The sequence below is a fragment of the Promicromonospora sp. NPDC059942 genome, from assembly GCF_042731755.1.
Taxonomy (GTDB): Bacteria; Actinomycetota; Actinomycetes; order Actinomycetales; family Cellulomonadaceae; genus Promicromonospora.
Genome location: NZ_JBHWLR010000002.1, coordinates 243618 through 262352, shown reverse-complemented (window position 1 = coordinate 262352; position 18735 = coordinate 243618). Strand labels below are relative to the sequence as shown.

General features: G+C 73.0%; 15 protein-coding genes. 7 read left to right on the top strand and 8 right to left on the bottom strand.

The genetic code is table 11. The features are described from left to right. The first annotated feature begins 89 nt into the window (after window positions 1-89). Window positions 90-539 (top strand): SRPBCC domain-containing protein, encoded by a 450-nt coding sequence (locus tag ACFV9Q_RS03705; RefSeq protein WP_377229699.1) that lies wholly within the window; start codon window positions 90-92, stop codon window positions 537-539. Window positions 540-546: 7 nt separating this feature from the next. On the opposite strand, the gene ACFV9Q_RS03700 is transcribed toward ACFV9Q_RS03705, so the two are convergent. From ACFV9Q_RS03700 to ACFV9Q_RS03680, 5 genes are all read right to left on the bottom strand, one after another. Further along, entirely contained in the window at window positions 547-1632 is a 1086-nt protein-coding gene (locus ACFV9Q_RS03700) for a protein kinase family protein (protein ID WP_377233209.1), read from the bottom strand. Continuing rightward, window positions 1619-2131: an SRPBCC family protein gene (locus ACFV9Q_RS03695; RefSeq protein WP_377233208.1), complete on the bottom strand. Its 513-nt coding sequence runs from the start codon at window positions 2129-2131 to the stop codon at window positions 1619-1621. Before ACFV9Q_RS03695 ends, ACFV9Q_RS03700 begins: the two co-directional genes overlap by 14 nt. Further along, the gene (locus ACFV9Q_RS03690) at window positions 2128-2553 is read right to left on the bottom strand and encodes an ArsR/SmtB family transcription factor (RefSeq protein WP_377233207.1); all 426 of its coding nucleotides are present in this window, start codon (window positions 2551-2553) and stop codon (window positions 2128-2130) included. The genes ACFV9Q_RS03695 and ACFV9Q_RS03690 overlap by 4 nt, the downstream gene beginning before the upstream one ends. Before the next feature lie 159 nt (window positions 2554-2712). Continuing rightward, window positions 2713-4356 (bottom strand): glycoside hydrolase family 32 protein, encoded by a 1644-nt coding sequence (locus ACFV9Q_RS03685; RefSeq protein WP_377233206.1) that lies wholly within the window; start codon window positions 4354-4356, stop codon window positions 2713-2715. Between the two features lie 45 nt (window positions 4357-4401). Beyond that, window positions 4402-5490 (bottom strand): LacI family DNA-binding transcriptional regulator, encoded by a 1089-nt coding sequence (locus ACFV9Q_RS03680; protein ID WP_377233205.1) that lies wholly within the window; start codon window positions 5488-5490, stop codon window positions 4402-4404. Window positions 5491-5612: 122 nt separating this feature from the next. Between ACFV9Q_RS03680 and ACFV9Q_RS03675 the strand changes: the two genes are divergently transcribed. From ACFV9Q_RS03675 to ACFV9Q_RS03665, 3 genes are read left to right on the top strand one after another with little or no spacing between them, the layout of a single operon-like run. Beyond that, window positions 5613-6998, top strand: coding sequence for an ABC transporter substrate-binding protein (locus tag ACFV9Q_RS03675; RefSeq protein WP_377233204.1), 1386 nt, complete (start codon window positions 5613-5615; stop codon window positions 6996-6998). Further along, window positions 6995-7951 carry a carbohydrate ABC transporter permease gene (locus ACFV9Q_RS03670; protein WP_377233203.1) on the top strand — a complete coding sequence of 319 codons (957 nt, stop codon included), beginning with the start codon at window positions 6995-6997 and terminating at the stop codon, window positions 7949-7951. Before ACFV9Q_RS03675 ends, ACFV9Q_RS03670 begins: the two co-directional genes overlap by 4 nt. Next, window positions 7948-8835, top strand: coding sequence for a carbohydrate ABC transporter permease (locus ACFV9Q_RS03665; RefSeq protein WP_377233202.1), 888 nt, complete (start codon window positions 7948-7950; stop codon window positions 8833-8835). The genes ACFV9Q_RS03670 and ACFV9Q_RS03665 overlap by 4 nt, the downstream gene beginning before the upstream one ends. Window positions 8836-8878: 43 nt before the next feature. Here the strand turns inward: ACFV9Q_RS03665 and ACFV9Q_RS03660 are convergent, their stop codons facing one another. Beyond that, window positions 8879-9979: a LacI family DNA-binding transcriptional regulator gene (locus ACFV9Q_RS03660; protein WP_377233201.1), complete on the bottom strand. Its 1101-nt coding sequence runs from the start codon at window positions 9977-9979 to the stop codon at window positions 8879-8881. 155 nt (window positions 9980-10134) lie between these two features. On the opposite strand from ACFV9Q_RS03660, the gene ACFV9Q_RS03655 reads away from it, so the two are divergent. Further along, window positions 10135-13059, top strand: a complete 2925-nt coding sequence (locus tag ACFV9Q_RS03655; RefSeq protein WP_377233200.1) for a CBM35 domain-containing protein — start codon at window positions 10135-10137, stop codon at window positions 13057-13059. A 106-nt stretch (window positions 13060-13165) separates the two neighbouring features. On the opposite strand, the gene ACFV9Q_RS03650 is transcribed toward ACFV9Q_RS03655, so the two are convergent. Beyond that, a complete protein-coding gene (locus tag ACFV9Q_RS03650; RefSeq protein ID WP_377233199.1) occupies window positions 13166-14791 on the bottom strand; it encodes a sulfatase-like hydrolase/transferase in 1626 nt (541 codons plus the stop codon). Between the two features lie 152 nt (window positions 14792-14943). Here ACFV9Q_RS03650 and ACFV9Q_RS03645 point away from each other — a divergent pair, with 152 nt between their 5' ends. Further along, a complete protein-coding gene (locus tag ACFV9Q_RS03645; protein ID WP_377233198.1) occupies window positions 14944-15948 on the top strand; it encodes a LacI family DNA-binding transcriptional regulator in 1005 nt (334 codons plus the stop codon). 66 nt (window positions 15949-16014) lie between these two features. On the opposite strand, the gene ACFV9Q_RS03640 is transcribed toward ACFV9Q_RS03645, so the two are convergent. Then, entirely contained in the window at window positions 16015-18021 is a 2007-nt protein-coding gene (locus ACFV9Q_RS03640; protein ID WP_377233197.1) for an ABC transporter ATP-binding protein, read from the bottom strand. Window positions 18022-18150: 129 nt separating this feature from the next. Here ACFV9Q_RS03640 and ACFV9Q_RS03635 point away from each other — a divergent pair, with 129 nt between their 5' ends. Beyond that, window positions 18151-18714 carry a TetR/AcrR family transcriptional regulator gene (locus tag ACFV9Q_RS03635; RefSeq protein WP_377233196.1) on the top strand — a complete coding sequence of 188 codons (564 nt, stop codon included), beginning with the start codon at window positions 18151-18153 and terminating at the stop codon, window positions 18712-18714. The last annotated feature ends 21 nt before the right edge of the window (window positions 18715-18735 follow it).

Sequence of the window (18735 nt, the reverse complement as noted above, 5' to 3'; positions counted from 1 at the left end):
TCGTCATGCGCCCCGCCGATTCCCGGGCACGATAGGGGTGCCGACCGACACGCTACGGTCAGATCCGAGAACCAGCACGGAGGACAGCGATGAGCATCGAGACCCCGCGTCACACCGCCACGGCGACCACCCACATCGCCGAGCCACCCGGGCGGGTCTGGGCCGAGCTCACCCACCCGGGCGCGCGGTGGATGCTGGGCGCCAACGTCGAGACCGACTACCAGCCGGGCAGCCCGATCGTCTTCGAGGGCCACTTCTTCGGCCGGGTCTTCGCCGACAAGGGCACCGTCATCGCCGTCGACCGGCCGCGGCTGCTGCACTTCACGCACTTCGCGCCGCTCAGCGGGCTCGCGGACGTCCCCGAGAACTACCACGAGATCCGGATCGAGCTCACGCCCGACGACGGCGGCACCCGCGTCACCGTGACCCAGGAGAACATCGACACCGCGCAGCACGCGACCGCCTCCGAGGGCCACTGGAAGGACGCGCTGGCCACGCTCGCCCACCGCGACGACGGGTCGGGCCCGACCCACTGGTGAGCCCGGCCTACCCCGGCCGCCCGATCCGGTCCCGCCCGATCCGGCTGACTGCCTCCAGCGGGTACGGCGTCTCCCGGCTCTGCCGCTGGAACGCGCGGTAGAAGTCCCCGACCACCGCGGCGACCGGCGCGTGCCGGAGCAGCGCCGCCGCGAGCGCCGGTGGAACTCCCTCCGGCGGCACGCCCTCGGCACACGCGCGGACGAACGCCCTGCGCTCCTCGGGTCCGTGCCCGTACAGCGCGACGGCGAGCCAGTTCACCAGGTGCGTGGCGGCGTAGTACCGGTCGTAGTCCTGGTGCTCGTCGAAGAAGGCCGACTCGCCCGGCGTGAGCTCGAAGCCGGAGGAGATCGCCAGGCCGTAGTCGGCGAAGTAGAGCCGGTCGCCGTCGGTCAGGATGTTCTGGAAGTGGGCGTCGAAGTGCAGCAGCCCGCGGGCGTTCATGAACGCGATGCCGGCCGCCAGCTCGTCCTCCACCAGGGCGCAGGCCCGCTCGGCGGCCTCGTCCCCCGCCCTGACCTGGACGTCCAGCCAGTCGTGCAGGTTCTGCGGGATGTACTCCAGGAACAGCACGAGGCTCGCGGAGGACTGCTGCACGGCCTCGATCCGGTGCCGGATCTCGGGCCCGCCGCCCCAGTAGGCGACGGCGTGGTCGACGTCGGCCAGCTCCTCGGGGAGCGGCTGGCCGGCGTCGGGCAGCTCCCGCCAGTGGTACATCAGGGGGAAGCCCTCGTACTCCCCGGCGAGCACCCAGTCCGTCGTCATGACCTGCGCGGCCAGCTCCCGCCAGGCGCCGAAGCCCGGGCCGCCGATGATTCCTACCCCGTAGTGGCAGAAGTCCGGCAGCCCGAACAGGTTCGCCGTCGAGCCGACGTTCTCCGGGCGCCGTTCGAGGTCGGTGAGCCGCACCTGCTTGACGAACACCGGCATGCCCTCGACGTCCAGCAGCACGGTCGCGCCGCCGATGCCGGAACCGATCGCCGTGCCGGCGTCGACGAGCTCGCGCAGCCTGCGGTCGCTGCACCGCGACAAGGCGGCGGACACGGTCCCGTGCGCGGCCAGGCGGGCGCCGCGCGACCGGTCAGGAGTCGTCAACTGCGCCGCCCGGCACGAGCGCGGCGTAGCCCGTGCTCATCGGCATGTAGTCGGTGTCGAAGCCGGCGAGCGTCGGCGGTTCGCTGCCCTCGATCGCGGCGACGAGGCGGTCCAGGTACCACTCCCAGCCCGGCCCGGTCTCCGGCAGGGTCTTGGGATCGAGCTCCTTCTGCCGCAGGGTCAGCGTGGTGCCGCCGTCCACCTCCGCGAGCTCGGCGCTGAGCCGCCAGTTCCCGAACTCGTCCTCGGCGCTGACCGCGAGCAGCCGCGGCGGCTCGCACGCGTCGACACGAAACTCGGCCGGTGCGCCGGGCTCGGCCTCGGCGTTCATAGTCACCAGCACGCGGCCCGACGACGGGTCGCCGGTCCACGTGCCGAACCATCGGGCCAGGCGCTCCGACTCGGTGACGCTCGCCCACACGTCGTCGATCGGCACACCGAACCGGCGCACCAGCACCAGGGTCCGGCCGTCGTCCTCCAGGGTTCCGGTCAGGTTCATGCGATCCGCTCCTTCGCGCTCGTATCCGGTGTGGTCGTTGCTTTCGGGGCGGACGGCGCTTCCGGGGCGGACGTCGCTGCCGGGGCCGACGCCGCCCGACGGCGGTCCCGTGCTGCCCGGCGCACCTCGGTGTCCAGCGCGTCGAGGTGGCCCGCCGTGATCGGCGCCGGCCGCGCGGCGAGCGCACCCAGCAGCGCGCTCACCTCCGACAGCGGCCCGGGTTCGAGCGCGTACCGCCGCTCCCGGCCGTCGTCGGTCCCCCGCACCAGGCCGGCATCGCTCAGCACGCGCAGGTGCTTGCTGATCGCCGGACGCGACACCGCGTGCTCGGCTGCGAGATCCACCACCCGCGCCGGGCCGTCCGCGAGCCGCAGCAGCAGGTCGCGGCGGATCGGATCAGCGATGGCCCCGAAGACGTCCACGGAGCAATGGTAACCGATGGGTTACCAATTTTCGAGCGCCCCACCGCGCCAGACCGTCGCCTCGGGGCAACGCCTACGCCCCTGAGGGGGTAACGCTGAGCTAGCAATGTTTGCTCAGCGTTACCCCCTCAGGGGAGTGATCCTTGCCCGCCAGACAGCTCAGTCGCTCAGGCCCTGGGGCACGAGGTCGGCCAGCCGCACGTCGACCACCGCACCCCCGCCCTCGGCGAAGACCTCGACGCCCACCGCGTCAGAGCCGGGGAAGACAAGCTCGCTGACCACGACCTCGCCGTCGTTCGCCAGCACCTCCACGCTCATGGAGTCGGTCAGCACGTCGAGGATGAGCGCCCCGTCGACCAGTCGCACCGGCACGCGGCGCGGAGTCGCGAACCCCTCGTGCGCGACGACCCCCGACGCCGAACGGTCGAGCACCAGCTCGCCCGTCGTCCGGTCGTAGCCGATGCGCGTGCCGCACGCGTCCCCCACCAGCACGCGGATCCCCGCGAGCGACGCGGATCCCGGCACGATCCGGGCCCGCACCCGCTGCTGGAGCCCGCCACCCCGGCCGACGACGACGGTCGCCGTGCCGTCGGACGCGGCGCCCTCCTCCGCGGCGCCCTCCTCCGCGGCGCCCTCCCCCGCAGCGCCCTCCCCCGCAGCGCCCTCGCCCGCAGCGACCTCAGCTGCCGCACCGACCCGCACGCCGTCGGCCACCGCCACCTCCCGCTCGGCCCGGCCGATCTCCGGCGAGAACCGGCTGACCAGTCGCGGGACGCCGCCGACCGCGCGCAGGCCGAGATCCCGCGGCGCCGACATGATGCCCTGCCACGGCGACGTCGGTGCCCGGAAGGCCTGGCCCATCCAGCCGATCAGCACCCGGCGGCCCGCCGGCTCTTCCGTCAGCCCGACGCCGCCCGGCTCACCCGCCAACCCGTTGAACGACGCCGCGGCGTAGAAGTCGGCGCCGTGGTCGACCCGGCCCGTCGGGACGGCGGCGTCCTCGACGAACCGCTCGCCGTCGAAGTCCCCGACCACGTAGTGCTGCCCCGGCCCGCCGGTGCTGAGCACCAGCACCCACCGCACGCCGCCCTCACCACCGGCGAGGGCAACGCCGGCACCCTCCACGACCAGCGGGAACAGGTCCGGGCACTCCCACATCTCCGGCAGCCGGGCGCTCTCGAAGGTGCTCGTGGTGCGCCACCGCAGCAGGTCGTCCGAGACGTTCACGACCAGGCGCGAGGCGTCGGCGTCCACGGCAACCATCACCCAGTGCCCGCCCTCGGGCGGCCCGAACCAGAACACCTTGGGGTCGCGGTAGTCGGTGCGGTCCCGGTCGTGCACGGGGTTGCCCGCGTACTTCTCCCAGGTCTGCCCGCCGTCGACGGAGAAGGCGACCGACTGCGCCTGGTTGTCCCCGTGCACCGGGTGATCGCGGTAGGCGCTGGTGTAGATCGCGACGAGCGGCCCGTCCCCCGCGACACCGGTCCCCGCAGAGCCGGCCCCCGCAGCACCCAACCCCGACGTGTTCGCGGCGTCGACCACGGCGGAGCCCGAGAAGATCATCTCGTGCTCGGTCGCGGGGATCGCCACCGAATGCTCGGTCCAGGTCAGCAGGTCCGACGACGTCGCGTGCCCCCAGGCGATGTCGCCCCACTCCGGGCCGCCCGGGTTGTGCTGGAAGAACAGGTGGTAGGTGCCGTCGTGGAAGAGCAGGCCGTTGGGGTCGTTCATCCAGTTCCGGGCCGGCGAGAAGTGCAGGCGCGGGCGGTAGGGCTCGGTGACGACGGGTTCGCTCGTGGGCATGGACGCTGAGGCTAATCAGCGTCCATGCGGGTCGTCAATAGGTATTTATCGTGGGCGCGCGGTCGACTCCCGGACCACCAGCGGGCAGTCCACCATCTCCGCGTGCGGCGTCCCGGCCGGGTCCTTCATGAGCAGCTCGGCCGCGCGCAGGCCCATCTCGCGGTGCGGCAGGCGCACCGTCGTCAGGGCCGGGTGGATCGCGTCGGCCAGCGCCTCCTGGTCGTCGTAGCCGACGATGCTCACGTCGTCCGGCACGCGCAGGCCGCGCTCGTGCAGCGCGAGGAGGGCACCGAGCGCCATCTGGTCGTTGCCGCAGATCAGGGCGGTCGGCCGGCCGGCGTCGAACAGCTCGTCGGCGAGCCGGTAGCCCGACCGGGAGCCGTAGTCGCCGTTCCGGCGCACCACGCGGGCGGGGTCGACGCCGGCCGCGCGCAGGGCGTCGTCGAGCCCCGCCTCACGCTCCCCGGCGGCGAAGTCGGCAGCGGGGCCGCCCAGGAACGCGATGTCGCGGTGCCCCAGGTCGAGCAGGTGGGCCGCGGCCCGCCGTCCGCCCTCGCGGTCGTCCGGCAGCACGGTCCCCTCCCCCGTGCCACCCGACTCCGGCCAGCACCCGACGAACAGCTCCCGCGTCTCGCCCAGCGCGCGGTTCACAATCACGGGGCCGGTGCCCGCGGAGGCGTGCACGATGCCGGTCACCCCGCGGTCCAGCAGGTCGGCCACGGCCTCGTCGCCGTCGTGGCCCTCGACGTCGATCACCATGCAGACGTGCCCGGCGGCCCGCGCCGCGCTCTGCATCCCGGCGAGCAGCGCGCCGGCGAACGGGTGGGACGCGACGCCGTAGGAGACCACGCCGAGCGTCGTCGACCGGTTCAGGCGGAGCTCCTGCGCCCGCCGGTTCAGGCGGTAGCCGAGCGACCGGGCCGCCTCCAGGATGCGCTCGCGCGTCTCGGCCGCCACCGGGATGTCGCGCCGGTCGTTGAGCACGAACGAGACGGTCGACTGCGAGACCCCCGCGGCACGGGCCACGTCGTTCATCGTCGGCCGGCCGACCCTCGCCGGCGTCCCCGCCCGCTCAGCCTTCGCCGTCGTCCCCGCCCCGCCCACCTTCGACCCTGCCCCTGGCACTTCTGTCATCGGTACCTCCCGCGTGCAGACTACCGCCGCCCGAATCGGTCAATACCTATTGACGACGCCGCGACGGCTCTGCTTCACTCATCGCCCAATAGGAATTGACCACCTCAGAGAGGAGGGGACGGATGCCATTGCCGCCACTGTCCCGACGGTCGCTGCTCCGGGCCGGGGGTGTCGGACTCGCGCTCGCCGCGACGACAGCCCTGGCCTCGTGCGCACCGCCGTCGGACCCGAAAGCCCTGAAGATCGCGTTCTTCGGGGACCAGAGCGGGGCGGACGAGCTGCGCGCCCGGCTGGAGGAGCCGGTCCGCGCGCTCGACCCGACCATCCGGCTGGAGATCAACGCGACGCCCGGCACGGACTGGAACGAGTTCTTCGCCAAGCTGCTCACGCAGATCGCCGCGGGCAGCCGCCCCGACATCGTGAGCGTCGCCACCGAGGGCGTGCAGCTCATGGCGGGGCGCGGCCTGGCCGCACCGCTGGACGACCTCGTCAAGCGCGACCTGGACGAGCTGCGCGACTACTTCGACGACGTCTCCCCCGCGCTGGTCGAGGCGATGATGTACGACGGCAGCCTGTTCCTGCTGCCGCTCGACTACAACGCCGGGAACATGTACTACAGCCCGCTCCTGTTCGAGCAGGCCGGCCTCGACCTGCCCGACCCGCACTGGACCGTCGACGACTTCTACGACGCCGGCCGGGCCATGGCCCGCATCCCCGACATCAACGCCTACGACTGGGTCGTGCGGCTGTGGGGCAGCTGGACCTCGTTCCTCTACGCGAACGACGGCAACCTGCTGGCCGAGGGCCGCGCGCCCGGCGGCGAGTGGTTGTGGGACGCCGCCTACGCGGGCAACCCCGCGGCCGCGGGCCGTGGCGGCGGCTGGGCCTGGGGCGACCCCGTGGCCAACTCCCCGGCCGCGGTCGAGGCCCTGGAGCTCATGATCGAGCTGCGCAAGGAGGGCATCGCGCCCTCGCCCGACGTCGGCGGCGGCCAGACCTCGCAGGCCCTGTTCGCCGCGGGCCGCGTGGGCATGAGCGTCGGCGGCGGCTTCTGGGCCGGCGGCCTGCACAACGCCGGCATGGCGCCGGGCTCGTTCGACGTGCAGTACTTCCCGCGGTGGAAGTCGCAGCGGCACCTGTTCGGCACCGCCGGATACGCGATCCTGGAGACCTCCGACAAGAAGGACCTGGCCTGGGAGGTCGTCAAGCGGCTGACCTTCCCGGACGCGTTCGACGTGCTCTTCCCCGGCAACGTGACCACGCCCGCACGGCAGTCCCTGTCGACCGCGAAGCGGTACGAGAGCACCGGCCCCGAGCACTGGGACGTCTTCAGCACCACGCTCACCGAGTTCCCGGAGACGGCGCCGATCCCGGCCCCGATCTACTTCAACGCCCTGTCCACCGCGCTCAACCAGCGCACCACCGAGGCCATCGCCACGGGCGACGCCCGGGCCGCCCTCGACGGCCTCCAGATCGACCTGGAGACAGCGGCGGGAGCGGTCGGATGAGCGCCGTCGCGCCCACGCGGCGTCCCGCACCCGCCCGGCCCGCCGACCTCGTCCGGCGCACCCCCGCCGCGCGCCGCAGCCGCCGGGCCGAGGCCGCGTTCGGCTTCGGCATGATCGGCCTGGCCGGGGCGGCAATCCTGCTGTTCACGATCGGGCCGATCCTGGCCTCGTTCGGCCTGTCGTTCTTCGCCTGGGACGTCATCACGCCGCCGCGGTTCGTCGGCCTGGACAACTACGTCGCGATCGGCAGCGACCAGCGCGTCGTGCACTCCTTCGGCGTCACGCTGGTCCTGGCCCTCTCGATCGTGGTGCTCCAGGTCGCGATCGGGCTGTTCCTGGCCCTGCTCGTGGACCAGCGCCGCCGGGCCTCGACCAAGGCCGTGTTCCGCACGGTGTTCTACCTGCCGCTGCTGGCGTCCACGGCCGCCGTCTCGATCTTCATGACGTACATGTTCAACGAGCGGTTCGGCGTCGTGAACTACTACCTGCGTCTGCTGGGCGGCAGCGGCGTGCCGTGGCTGACCAGCGACGCCGGAGCGGTGGTGACGATCGTCTTCGTCGCGGTCTGGCAGTCGGTCGGGTTCACGTTCGTGCTGTTCGTCGCCGCCCTGGCCGGGCTGCCCCGCGACGTCATGGAGGCCGCCGAGATCGACGGTGCCGGGCCGGTGCGCTCGCTGCTGCGGATCAAGCTGCCGCTGATCAGCCCGACCGTCTTCTTCGCCTGCGTGATCGGCCTGATCAACGCGATGCAGCTCTTCGACCAGGCCTTCATCATGACCAAGGGCGGGCCCGGCACGGCCACCACGACCATCACGATGGTCATCTACCAGACGGCGTTCCAGAACCTGCAGTTCGGGTACGGCTCGGCCATCTCCATGGTGCTCTTCGCGGCGCTCCTCGCGCTCACCGGACTGCAGTTCACTCTCTCCCGGAGGCTGGTGTTCTACTCGTGACCGCTCCCTCGATCTCCCGGCCGGCCCAGGTCTCCCGGCCGGCCCTGCTCACCCGGTCCTCGCTGACCCGCCGGATCGGCCGCGCCGTGGGCCTCGTCGTCCTGGTCCTGGCCGCGATGGTCGCCTTCGGGCCGCTGCTCTGGACGCTGACGACGTCGCTCCGCGAACCCGCCGACTCCTTCACCAACCCGCCGGTCTGGCTGCCGCTGGACCCCGACTTCTCCAACTACGCCGCGGTGTTCTCGCAGGTCTCGCTCGGGCGGTTCTTCCTGAACAGCGTGATCGTCACCGGCCTCATCGTCGGGGCGCAGATCATCACCTGCACCCTGAGCGGGTACGCGTTCGCCATGGTGCGCTTTCCAGGGCGCGGCGCGATCTTCGCGCTGTTCCTGGCCACCATGATGGTGCCCGTCCAGACCACGATCATCCCGGTGTTCGTGCTGATCAGCCGCATGGGGCTGTCCGACAGCCTGGCCTCGCTGATCCTCCCGGCCATCGGCAGCGCGTTCGGCACGTTCCTGATGCGGCAGTACTTCCTGCAGATGCCGGTGGAGCTCGGCGAGGCGGCGCGGGTGGACGGCGCCTCCCGGTTCCAGGTGTTCCGCCTGATCTACGCGCCGATGGCGACGCCGGCCATGGCCACGCTCGCGATCCTCGCGTTCACCGGGTTCTGGGCGGAGTTCTACCGGCCGCTGATCTTCCTGCAGTCGCAGGAGAACTTCACGCTGCCGCTCGGGCTCGTCACCCTCCAGGGCACCTTCGGCACGGGCAGCATCTCGGTGGTGCTCGCGGGCGTGATCCTGTCCATGATCCCGAGCGTCATCCTCTTCGTCGTCGCCCAGCGCCGGTTCGTCGAGGGCATCACCGCGGGCTCGTTCCGCTGACCGGCCGGGTCTCCCCGCGGGGCGTCGTCGGACGACGGCGGCGTCACCCGCGGGGAGGCCCGACCGAACCGCGCTCGACCAGGTGGACGTCGAGCGAGACGGGCTCGCGGGGGCGCTTGCTCTGCGCGGACCCGGGCGCGGCCCCCGCGGGATCGATCTCCGCCGACTCGATCTCTGCCGGCTCGATCTCTGCCGGCTCGATCTCTGCCGGCTCGATCTCCTCCAGGATGATGCGCGACGCCTCGGCGACCTTGGCCGCCATGTCCTGCGCGACCGTCGTCAGGCCCGGGGTCGTGTACCGCGCGAAGTCGAGGTCGTCGAACCCGATCACGGACACGTCGCCGGGCACCGAGCCGCCCGCCTCGACGATGCCCGCCATGATCCCGACCGCGAGGTGGTCGGCCGTGGCGAACACGCCCGTCACGTCCGGGTGGTCGCGGCGCAGCCGGAGGCCGAGGCGGCGGCCGTCCTCGAACGAGGTCAGCACCTCCTCCGCCTCGATCGCCCGCGGGTCGAGCCCCGCCGCCAGACACGCCTCGCGGAAGCCCGCCCACCGCTGGCCCACCACGCCGAGGCCCTGGTAGGGCGGCCCGGCGAACAGCACGTGCCGGTGTCCGGCGTCGGCCAGGCGCGCGCCGGCGAGGCGGCCGCCCGCGTGGTCGTCGCTGCGCACTCCGATGGTGCGCGGGTTCGCGGAGTAGCTGTCGATGGCGACGACGGGCACGGCGTCGACCCGGAGCCGGTCGATCTGCTCGTCGGTGAACTCGACCAGCACCACGCCGTCGAGCGACCAGCCGCGCACGGTCTGCGCCACCTGGTCCTCGTGCTCGATGCCGCGCAGCAGCACGTGGTAGCCGCGGTGGCGCAGGTGGGTCTCCATGCCGCCGACGACGGCGACGGTGTGCGGGCTGACCAGCAGGCTGTTGTTCTCCCCCACCGGGACGAGCGCCGCCACGATGTGCGAGCTGTTCGCCGCGAGGCTGCGGGCCGGGATGTTGGGGACGTAGCCGAGCCGGGCGGCGATGCCGAGGACCCGCTCGATGGTGGCGGGCGAGACGCGGGCGCGCTTGCCGTTCATCACGTTCGAGACGGTCATGACGCTGACGCCGGCCTCGTGCGCGATGTCGCTCAGTCGCGTGGTCACGCGCACCTCCCCCGTCGGCTTCCGGCTCCAGCCGCATCTTAGGTGGCCCTTGACCGGACGGTCGGCGTGCCCGTACCGTTCCAGCGAAGTTTACCGCTAAACCTCGTCGTTCATCGACGACACAGCACGTGCGCATCCCGGTCGAAGGAGATCTCATGCCGCGCAGAACTGACACCCGCACGTCCCCCGCCTGGCGCAGACGCCTGGCCCTGCTGGCGGCCCTCGCGGTCGCCGGCTCCGCCCTCGTGGCCGCGACCGCGGCCCCGGCGGGCGCCGCGACCACCCGCTACCAGGCCGAGCAGGCCGCCCTGACCGGCGGCGCCATCGTCGCGACCGAGCACGCCGGGTACACCGGCTCCGGCTTCGTGGGCGGCTTCACCGACGGCAACAAGGGTTCCGCGACCAGCACGTTCGCGGTCACCGCGGCGGCGTCCGGCTCGCACACACTGGCTCTGCGCTACGCCAACGGCACGGGTTCGGCCAAGACCCTCACGCTCCTGGTCGACGGCGCCGCCCAGCAGGTCACGCTCCCGGCGACGGCGGGCTGGACCACCTGGGCCACGCAGAGCACGGCCGTCACGCTGACCGCGGGCAGCCACTCGGTCGCCTACCGGTTCGGCAGCGCCGACTCCGGCAACGTGAACCTCGACGCCCTCGACGTCAGCGACTCGGGCGGCTCCACCGGCGCCGACCACGGCCCCGGCCCGACGTTCGAGGCGGAGGCCGCGACGCTCGCGGGCGGCGCCGTGACCGCCACGGACCACACCGGCTTCTCCGGCAGCGGGTTCGTGGGCGGGTTCACCGACGGGAACGCCGGCTCGGCGTCGGTCACGTTCAAGGTGCAGGTGGCCGCGGCGGGAGCGAAGGACCTGACACTCCGGTACGCCAACGGCACCGGCTCGGCGCGCACGCTCTCGCTGTACGACGGCGCGACAAGGCTGACGCAGCTCTCCCTGCCCGCGACCGCGAGCTGGGACACCTGGGGCACCGTCACGCACACCGCGACGCTGAGCGCGGGCAACCACGACCTCCGGTTGGCCTACGCCTCGGGCGACAACGGCAACGCGAACATCGACAAGCTCGACGTCGCCGCGAACGTGCCGCCGCAGCCCGCGGGCCCGGGCGAGGCCGAGAACGCCTACCGCTCCGGGAACGCGGCCGTGGCGACCGCCACCGGCGGCTTCACGGGCGCGGGCTACGTGGGCGGCTTCACGACGGCAGGCGCACGCGTGCTGCGCACGGTCCAGGCGGGTTCGGCGGGCACGGCGACGGCGACGATCCGGTTCGCGACGCCCGCGGGTGCGCGCACGCTCGACCTGCTGGTCAACGGCCGGGTCACGGGCCAGGTGAGCTTCGCCGCGGGCAGCGGCTGGCGCACGATCACGGCGAGCGTGCCGGTCCGGGCGGGCGTCAACACGGTGGGCCTGCGGGCGGCGGGCTCGGGGGCCGACGTGCTGGTCGACAGCCTCGCCGTCTCGGGTGAGACGGATCTGGCCGCGCGCGGCGCGTCGACGTCGTACACGCAGTACGAGGCCGAGGCCGGTTCCACCACGGGGACCAAGCTGACGCCGTCGCGCACGTACGGCACGGTGCAGGCGGAGTCGAGCGGCCGCAGCGCCGTGCGGCTGGACGCCGTCGGCGAGAAGGTGGACGTGAACCTCACCGCCCCGGCGAGCGGGCTGGTGGTGCGGTACTCGATCCCGGACAACGCCGCCGGGACCGGGCAGACGTCGCCGCTGGCGGTGTACGCGAACGGGACCAAGCTCAAGGACGTCACGCTGACCTCGGCGCACTCCTGGCAGTACGGCGACTACCCGTTCCACAACGACCCGTCGCTGGGCGGCGCCCACCGGTTCTACGACGAGCTCCGGTTCGAGATCCCCGAGCAGCCGGCCGGCACGGTGCTCCGGCTGCAGAAGGACTCCAGCGCCGTTGCGCAGATCGACGTCGACCTGGTCGAGGCGGAGCGGGTGGCCCCGGCACTGACCGCGCCGTCGGGCGCCGTGTCGATCACGGCGCACGGCGCGACGTCGGGCGGCGGGGACGACACGGCGGCGATCACTGCGGCCGTCGCCGCGGCGAAGGCCGCGGGCGTGCCCGTCTGGATCCCGGCCGGCACCTTCCACGTGAACGACGCGATCCGGGTCTCGGGCGTGTCCGTGCTCGGCGCGGGCCCCTGGCACTCCGTGATCGTGGGCACCGGCCATGCGGGCGGCTTCTACGCGACCGGGGGCGGCGTGACCATCGCCGACGTCGCGATCTTCGGCTCCGCCACCGTGCGCGAGGACGCCGAGGGCCAGGCCGCGATCGAGGGCGACTTCACGAGCGAGACCCTGCTGCAGAACATCTGGGTGCAGCACACCAAGGTGGGGCTGTGGGTGCGGCCGGGCTCGCGCGACGTGCTCGCGGTCGGGCTGCGGGTGCGCGACACGTACGCCGACGGCGTGAACCTGCGCTCGGGCGTGACCAACACGCAGGTCACCCAGTCGACCTTCCGCAACACGGGCGACGACTCGCTGGCCATGTGGTCGGACGGCGCGGCCGTGAGCGGCAGCGTCTTCTCGTTCAACACCGTGCAGGCCCCGGCACTGGCCAACGGCCTGGCCGTGTACGGCGGCGGGGGCGGCAACCGGGTCGAGGACAACCTCGTGGCCGACACCGTCAACGCGGCCGCGGGCATCGCGATCAGCACCCGGTTCGGCGTCCCGTTCACGGGCACGACGACGGTGGCGCGCAACACGCTGACCAGGACCGGCAGCCGGGAGCCCAACTGGCCGGCCGAGCTCGGCGCGCTGTGGGTCTACGCCGACGTGCACGCCATCGACGCGCCCATCGTGATCCGCGACATGACCATCCAGGACAGCACCTATGCGGGCGTGCTGATGTCGTGGCAGAAGTCGATCCAGCAGGTGAGCCTCGACCGCGTCGCGATCACCGGCTCGGGCACCTACGGCATCGAGCTGCACGCCGCGGGCAGCGCGACGTTCGCGAACACGACCGTGTCCGGGTCCGGGACGGCGGGGCTGCTGAACGACATGGGCTTCGTGCTCAACCGGCTCGGGGGCAACTCCGGGTTCTGATCCTGGTTCGCTGGTCGGGCGGCTGATGCTGGCCGGCGGGCGGCTGGCGACCGGCTGACGGGCGGCTGTCCGCTCGGCGGTCAGTGCTGCGGGTCGCGGCCCGGGCTCACCTCTGGTGGGTCCGGGCCGTTCCGTCGTCGGCGTCGGCGTCGAAGACCCAGTTATGGGGCGCGCGCCTGGCCGTGTACGCGCCGGTGGGCAGCTCGTCCTGCGCGCGGAGCATCCACTGGGTCAGGCGCCAGAGCAGGTCGGCGCGGTCGACGGCGTGGTCCGGGTCGTCGAAGAGGTCGTGCACCTCGGTCGGGTCGGCAGCCAGGTCGTAGAGCTCGCCGCTGCCGTCGCTGTGCACCACGAGCTTGAGGTCACCCCGCCGCAGCATCCGCGAGCGCCCGCTCTGGGTGACGGTGTTGAGCTCGTCGAACGTGCGGCCCGCATACGGGAAGTGCAGCGGCGGACGGTCGTGGGCGCCGTAGGTGAGCCCGCCGAAGCCGCGTTCGGCGTAGACGTCGTCGAACTCGCGGGACGTGCGCTCGCCGTCGAGCAGGAGCGGGGCGAGGCTGCGGCCGGTGACGCCATCGGGAATCGGGGCGCCGACCAGCTCGGCGAGCGTCGGCAGGAGGTCCACGATCGAGACGAGCTCGGGCCGGGTGCGCGCGACGACCGGGCCGCCGCTGAGGAAGAACGGGATGCGCATGAGCACCTCGGGCATGCCGGCGCCCTTGCGCTGCAGCCCGTACTCGGCCACGTAGTCGCCGTGGTCGCTGACCATGACCACGAGCACGTCGTCGCCGAGCGTGGCCCAGACGTGCTCCATGAGGCGGCGCACCTGGTCGTCCAGGAGGCGGAGCTGGCCGCAGTAGTTGGCGCGGTAGCGGGCGCGCTCGTCGTCGTACCCGGGGCGCTTGGCCTCGGTGAGCTCCCGGAGCCAGGCCCAGTGCCCGCCCTTGGCGGCGGCGACGTCCGGGCCGTGCAGGCGGTCGGGGATCTCGTCGGTGTCCCACCTGCTGAAGTACGGCTCGGGCACCTGGTACGGGTTGTGCGGCTCGGGGAACGAGACCCACAGGAAGGTGGGCCGGTCGGCGGCGGCCCTGGTGGTGGAGCTGCCGGCCGGGTGGCCGGCCGGGCTGCCGCTCGGCGTGCCGGCGGGGTTGTCGACGTGGCCATCGGTCGGCATGGAGGCCGCCTCGGTGACGGCCTCGATCGCGTCCGACACGATGCGGTACGGGAGGGAGTCCTCCAGCGGGAACGGCGTCGGCTCGTGGGCGACGCCGTGGTCGAGCTCGTCGAGCCAGCGGTCGAATGCCTCGTGCCCGGGCGTGTGCTGCGGCCCGCCGGTGTGCCAGTAGGGCCCGCTGTAGGCGTCGAAGTCGTCGGGGCCGCGGTGCATGTGGGGCTTGCCCGCGAAGATGCGGTGGTAGCCCGCCTCCCCGAGCACGTCCAGCAGGTCGCGGTCGTAGCGCGCGGAGCCGGGGGTGCTGTTCTGGGTCACGCCGTGCGCGGACGGGTAGCGCCCGGTCAGGAGGCTCACGCGGGCCGGCACGCACAGGGGCGAGCTGGTGTAGCCGCGCTGGAAGTCGGTGCCCCGGCGCGCGAGCTCGTCAAGGAACGGCGTGGTGTCCACCGGGAACCCGGAGCGGGCCGACAGGTCGGCCCGGTGCTGGTCGGTCATGATCAGGACGATGTGCGGCGGGGCCGACGGCGCTGCCGTGCCCTGCTCGGTGTCCGCTGCCATGTCTTCCTCCCGCGGTGCCTTGCCACGATGCAAGTCGATCGCCGCACACTATCCAGTAGGCTTGCCGCGAGGCAAGGACGCTGCCGTTGAGCAGGCCGAACACGGTCGGTGGACGCGGCACAGCGGTTCGACGCGGACGCAAGGAGGCCACCGTGGGTCGACGCGAGGACGTCGCCCGCCTCGCGGGCGTCTCGCCGCGCACCGTGTCCAACGTGGTGAGCGGCACCGTCAACGTCGCCGCGGCCACCCGCGAGCGCGTGCTCGCCGCCATCGAGGAGCTCGACTACCGACCGAGCGAGATCGGCCGGATGCTGCGGTCGGGCCGCACCGGCATGGCCGCGCTCGTGGTGCCCGACCTCGACAACCCCTACTTCGCGGAGCTCGCCCGCAAGCTCATCGAGGCCGCCCGGCACCACGGGTACACGGTCATGATCGAGCAGACCGACGGCGACCGGGACCGCGAGCGCGAGCTGCTCGCCCGCGCCGACACCAAGGCCGTGTTCGACGGCCTGATCGTGAGCCCGCTCGGCCTCACCGACGACGACCTGAGCAAGTCGTCGCGCACGCAGCGGCCCGTGGTGCTGCTGGGCGAGGAGCCGCACCCGGGCTTCGACCACGTGCACATCGACAACTTCGTGGCCGCGCGCGACGCAGTCGAGCACCTGCTGGCCACGGGACGGCAACGGGTCGTGGCGGTCGGCGCGCAGCGGGCCGAGGGGTCCTCCAGCTCCCTCCGGCTGGCCGGCTTCGAGGCCGCGATGGGCGCGGCACCGCACGCCTTCGCCGACGTCGCCTACGTCGACGGGTTCACCCGGCGCGGCGGGGCCGACGCCACCCGTGCACTGCTGCGCGGGCGCACCCTGCCCGACGCCCTGTTCTGCTTCTCCGACCTGCTCGCCCTCGGTGCGCTGCGGGCGCTGCACGAGGCGGGGGTCGCCGTGCCCGAGCAGGTCGCCGTGGTCGGCTTCGACGACATCGAGGACGGCCGGTACGGCACGCCCAGCCTCACGACCGTCTCGCCCGACAAGGGGGCCATCGCGCAGGCCGCCATGGACGCGCTGGTGCGACGGATCGGCGGCGACGAGCGCGATGCGGTGCGCGTCATCGCACCACACCGGCTGGTCGAGCGGGAGAGCACCGGGGCGGGCGACGGCTAGTACAGCCAGTCACGCCCCGGCAGGCAAGTCACGCCCTGGTCCACCAGGCAGGCCCCGGTCCACCGGTCAGGCCCCGGCCGGCGTGGGCACCGCCTCGCCGGGAGCCGGCCCGCCCGGAGCCGCCTCGCCCAGAACCCCGTTGCCCGACACCGCGTCGCCCGACACCGCGACGCTCGCGTCCAGCCGAAGGGCCGCAACGAGCTCGCGGTAGAGCTCGTCCCTCGCGAGGAGCTCGGTGTGGCGACCGGTCGCCCGGACGCGCCCGCGCTCCAGCAGCACGATCTGATCGGCGTCCATGACGGTCGAGATCCGGTGGGCGATCGTCACCACCACGCCGGTACTCGCGACGTCCCGGATCGCCTCGGCCAGCGCGGCCTCGGTGAGGCCGTCGAGCTGCGCCGTGGCCTCGTCGAGCAGCAGGATCTCCGGCCGGGCCACCAGCGCCCGCGCCACCGCGACCCGCTGCCGCTCGCCGCCCGAGAGCTGCGACGCGCTCACCTCCGTGTCCAGCCCGTCGGGCAGCACCGCGACCCGTTCGGTCAGCCGCAGGGCGTCGACCGCGGCCCAGATCTCCGCGTCGGTGGCACCCGGGGCGGCGTAGGCGAGGTTCTCGCGCAGCGTGCCCGGCACGATCGGGGTGTCCTGCTCCACGTAGGCGATCCGGGACCGGATCTGGTCCGTGCTCAGCCCCGCGTAGGGGCGCCCGTCGAGCTCGACGTGCCCGCCATCAGGGTGCAGGAACCGGAGCAGGAGCGACATGATCGTCGTCTTGCCCGCCCCCGAGGGGCCGACGATCGCCGTGTGCCCGCGCCGCGGTACGTCGATGCTCACGCCGTCGAGCGCGGGCGGCCGGCCGGCGCCGGCGCCATCCGTACCGGCACCGTCCGTCCCGGCACCGTCCGTCCCGGCGGCCCCCGCAGCGATCCTGCCCGCACCGACCCCGTTCGTGGCCGGGTACCGGTAGGTGACGTCGCGCAGCCGCACCAGGGGCGGCTCGGCGTCCGCACCCGCCATGGCGCCGGAGCCCTGCACCGCACCGTCCCAGCCGGCCGCCGAGGCCGCCGCGGCGTCGTCCTCCGCCTCCAGCGCCATCTCCTCGACCTCGCTGATCCGCGCGGCGGCCGCGAGTCCGGACTGCAGCGACGTCAGCGACATCGTCAGGAGCATGACGGGCATCATGAGCTGGAACACGTACAGCAGGAACGCCACGAGCGTGCTCACCGTGATGGCATCCGTCGAGACCCGCCATGCGCCGACGCCGAGCAGCAGCATCACCGCCAGGTTGACCGCGACGCCCGTGATCGTCCAGGACACGTTCTCGAGCTTCACGGCGCGGATGCCGCTGCGCGCCGAGGCCTCGGCGTGGGCGGAGACGCGGCCGGTCTCCCGCGACTCCGCCCGGGCCGACTTCACGGTCCGCAGCGCACGGATGACACCTTCGAGGCGCCCGCCGAGCGCGCCCACGTGCTCCTGCGCCTCCTGCTGCGCGCGGGACAGCCGCGGCATGAGCGCGACCACGCTGATGCCCGCCAGGATCAGGACGGCGACCGTCACGCCGAGCAGCACGACGTCGAGGTAGGCCATGAGGACGATCGCGCCCACGAGGCCGATCACGCCGTTGACGAAGTTGACCACGCTGGACGTCGTCGCCTCGCGGATGAGCAGCGTGTCGGAGGTGACGCGGGTGACCAGCTCGCCGGGCTGGCGGGCGGTCACCTCGGGGACGCGGGCGTGCAGCAGGTGGCGGACCAGGCCGGTGCGGGCCGCGAGGATGATCCGCTCGGCCAGGGTGCCGAGCATGATGCCCTGGACCAGGCCGACGACCGTCCCGGCGACGAGCAGCACGGCGAGGATCGTGATCGGGGTGGCCAGGGAGGCGGACGTCTCCAGCCCGTCGAGCACCGCCTTGGTCACCAGCGGTGTCGCGAGCTCGGTCGCGGTGCCGACCGCGCCGAGGAGCAGCGCCACGACGAGCACCGCCTTGTGCGGGCGGGCGTAGGCCCACAGGGCGCGGATCTTGTCGCGAGTGCTCCGCTCGCCCGTCGCACCGGCCTTCAGCCTTCCGTCTGACACGTCACCGCTCCGTCCGCTCGTGGCTCGCTCGTGCTGAACCGGCTCTACAGCCGTGATCCATTCTGCGACACACCTGTCGCATTCCGCAACTGGATTGTGCCACCAGGCGTGACGGCCTACCCTCGGCCTGTGACGACGACCGAGCAGAACGAGCGCGGCGCCCGCGCCCGCACGAGGTCCGCTGTGCTGGACGCGGCGGCGGCAGTGTGGGCGCACGACTTCTCGGCGTCGCTCAGCGCCATCGCCCTGCGCGCCGACGTCAGTCGCTCGACGCTGCACCGCTACTTCACCGACCGGCAGGCGCTCATCGACGCCCTGCTGCTCGACTCCCTGGCCCGGCTGGAGACGTCCGACGACGCCGCGGAGGCGGCCCTTCCCGCGATCGAGGTGCTCGAGCACTTCCTGCGCGCGGGGGTCGAGATGGGCGACCGCGTGATCTTCCTGTTCGCGGACCCGAACAGGTTCGAGGGCAACCCCCACTGGTCCGCCGACGACGGCGACGAGGAGATGCGCGCGCTCGTGGACCGGGCGCGCGCCGAGGGGGCGATCGGCGCAGGGATCCCGACGTCCTGGGCCCTCAACCTGTTCTACGCGCTGCTCTACACCGCGGCCGAGGTGAGCAACCAGGACCTGCCGCGGCACGTCGCGGCCGACCTCGCGGTGCAGTCGTTCCGGCGCAGCGTGGCGCCCTGACCCGGGCCTCGCCGAGGCGAG